3 protein-coding genes are annotated in these 2432 nt (G+C 39.4%); all 3 read left to right on the top strand.

From position 1 onward, the window contains the following. Positions 1 to 896, top strand: an 896-nt coding sequence (locus tag E1163_RS01000) for a LamG-like jellyroll fold domain-containing protein (protein WP_155168662.1), incomplete at its 5' end; no start/stop codon positions are given. Positions 897 to 1147: 251 nt separating this feature from the next. Beyond that, positions 1148 to 1483 carry a hypothetical protein gene (locus E1163_RS31500; protein ID WP_343033707.1) on the top strand — a complete coding sequence of 112 codons (336 nt, stop codon included), beginning with the start codon at positions 1148 to 1150 and terminating at the stop codon, positions 1481 to 1483. A 72-nt stretch (positions 1484 to 1555) separates the two neighbouring features. After that, positions 1556 to 1714, top strand: coding sequence for a hypothetical protein (locus E1163_RS31110; RefSeq protein WP_246223453.1), 159 nt, complete (start codon positions 1556 to 1558; stop codon positions 1712 to 1714). Positions 1715 to 2432: the final 718 nt, after the last annotated feature.

The following is a 2432-nucleotide window of genomic DNA, read 5'->3' as shown; positions in this document are numbered from 1 at the left end:
CAATCAATGCTGGTGAGAGCATAGCTTTCAAAGATGAGTCCATTGGTAATCCTACTATCTGGGAGTGGAGTTTTGAAGGCGGTACACCAACTACTTCATCAACACAACATCCCAACGTAACCTATTCTACACCAGGCGTTTATCAGGTTACCTTGAAGATAGCCAATAATGTGGAGCCTGATGGAGTTACAATATCTAAGGAGGTTGTTGTCCTTCCAAGCGATGGGTTAATCGCTTATTACCCATTTGATGAGAATGTAAACGACCAAAGTGGGAATCAATTTAACGGCACATTAAATGGCGCATCTGCATTTGCTGACAGACATCAAATCGCTGATCATGCTTATCATTTTGACGGTGTAGATGATTATGTAGTAACCTCATCAAGTATAGATGATAATTTAAAAGACGGCGCATCTTTTTCCGCATGGATTTATTTAGCTGATTCAGGAGCCACCGGCCGAATTATCTCAAATTATAATGGAACCGGAACCCCCGGAAATTGTATGGGACGGATAGGATTTGTTTTTGGCGTAACAAAGGAACAACAATTAAACATTTTCTATGCAATTGACGGTGATGATTATGATGGCAGAAAAACTTCATCAGAGAGTTTAGAGGTCAATAAATGGTATCATGTCGCAGGTACATGGAATGGAACTTTTAGTCCAGCCGGATTTAAACTATATATTGATGGTTTAAGACGTGATGTTCTGGATGAGGAAAAAGGAGATTTCACATGTGGCACTTTTCAGGAATCAGACAATCCATTTCATTTTGGTATGGGACATTGTTCAATAGGGGAATGCGCACCCTTCAATGGTGGCATTGATGAGATAAGAATTTATGATCGTCCCCTTACTGAGGAGGAAATACTCTTACTGACAAAGGAATAAATTAATTAGCTCTAACTTGAGTGAAGATAAGGCTGGCAAATGTTGTCAGCCTTTCTAGTTTTAACGCTTACCTAATATAAAAAACTCAAACCTACAACGAAACATAGTCACCTGCTCACGTGCCTATTGGTATCAGCTATAGCTGTCGAATTCCTCCCTCTGCTGGTGCGAGCTTGTAGCTCGTATCCACAACCAGTCGATCCGAATCAGTCTTTTGAAATAAACTTCTTAAGACTTTCCACCTTTACCAGATGAGCAGGAAGCACAAATTCTATAACAGAGAAGGACTTTACTTTGTAAGTTTTGCAACAGTTTACTGGTTTGATGTTTTTACACGGGATCCATATTTCAATGCCATGCTAGAAAGTTTGGATCATTGCAGAAAAAACAAAGGAATGGAGCTATACATGGTGCATCATGCCAAGCCATGTTCATCTGATCTTTCGGGCAAAGGAAAAAGATCCGGGCAGCTTATGGAAATCATTAAAAACCTTTACCTCCAAGGCCCTTCAAAAGTTAATAGAAGAAAATACGCAGGAGAGCCGAAAGGAATGGATACTCTGGATGATGGAAAAAGCAGGCGCTAACAATAGCAATATTAAACGTAGGCAATTTACCGATAGTAATCGGTACAGACTGGCAGCAAAATAATAAAACAATTGAATTATGGAGTCCACAGGTTAATTGATCAAAAAGTAGACTATATACATTTTAATTCGGTTGAAGCTGGTTTTGTTACTGAGCCTCATCATTGGAAGTATAGCAGTGCCATTGATTATAGTGGCGGGAAAGGGCTGCTGGAAATTGACTATATTTAAGAATGGTATGATACGAGCTACAAGCTCGCACCAGCGGGAGTCATATATTGCGTACAAGAAGCTTATAGAAGCTCTTGGAAACAAACAAACCCTCGTTAAGTAACTAATATGGAAGTATTCGAATTAGAACAAAAAATTATGCATCTACTAGTTGAAAAAAAGTTTCAAGCCGTAATAAATACACTAAAAGAGTTCCAGAAAGCTAATGGGAGCCAGTTGAGTTTTAGAAAAAATTATGTTCTCAAAACGAGAAGAAAACAATGAAAACGCGGAGGATTTCCTGCTGGAAATCATGGATATTGTTGCTGGATATTGTACACCTGAAAAAAAGATATGGAACGATCACCTAAAATTTTAGCCCCCATCTGGTCGTAGGTTGAGCGCAGCGATCCTACGACATAAAATGGAATAGGGTGTCCGCCCGGGCTAATTCTTTAAATGCTATCTTTGAAACATGGGAAGAAAGTATGCTATTTGGGATCAGCACGCTATATAATTTCGTAATATTTTAGACTATATTCCTCTGCTGGTGCGAGCTTGTAGCTCGTATCCACAAACCAGTCGATCCGAATCAGTCTTTTGATATAAACTTCTTATGACTTTCTACCTTTACCAGATGAGCAGGAAGCACAAATTCTATAAACAAAGAAGGACTTTACCCCCATCTGATCGTAGTTTAGCGCAGCGGTCCTACGACCTAAAATGAAATAGGGCGTCC

The sequence above is a fragment of the Fulvivirga kasyanovii genome, from assembly GCF_009711405.1.
Lineage (GTDB): Bacteria > Bacteroidota > Bacteroidia > Cytophagales > Cyclobacteriaceae > Fulvivirga > Fulvivirga kasyanovii.
The sequence above is the reverse complement of the archived record's forward strand: the minus strand, read 5'-3'. Positions and strand labels throughout refer to the sequence as shown.

Coding starts and splice junctions, on each gene's coding strand:
- E1163_RS31500 (WP_343033707.1), top strand. CDS start 1,148: ATGAGCAGGAAGCACAAATTCTATAACAGAGAAGGACTTTACTTTGTA.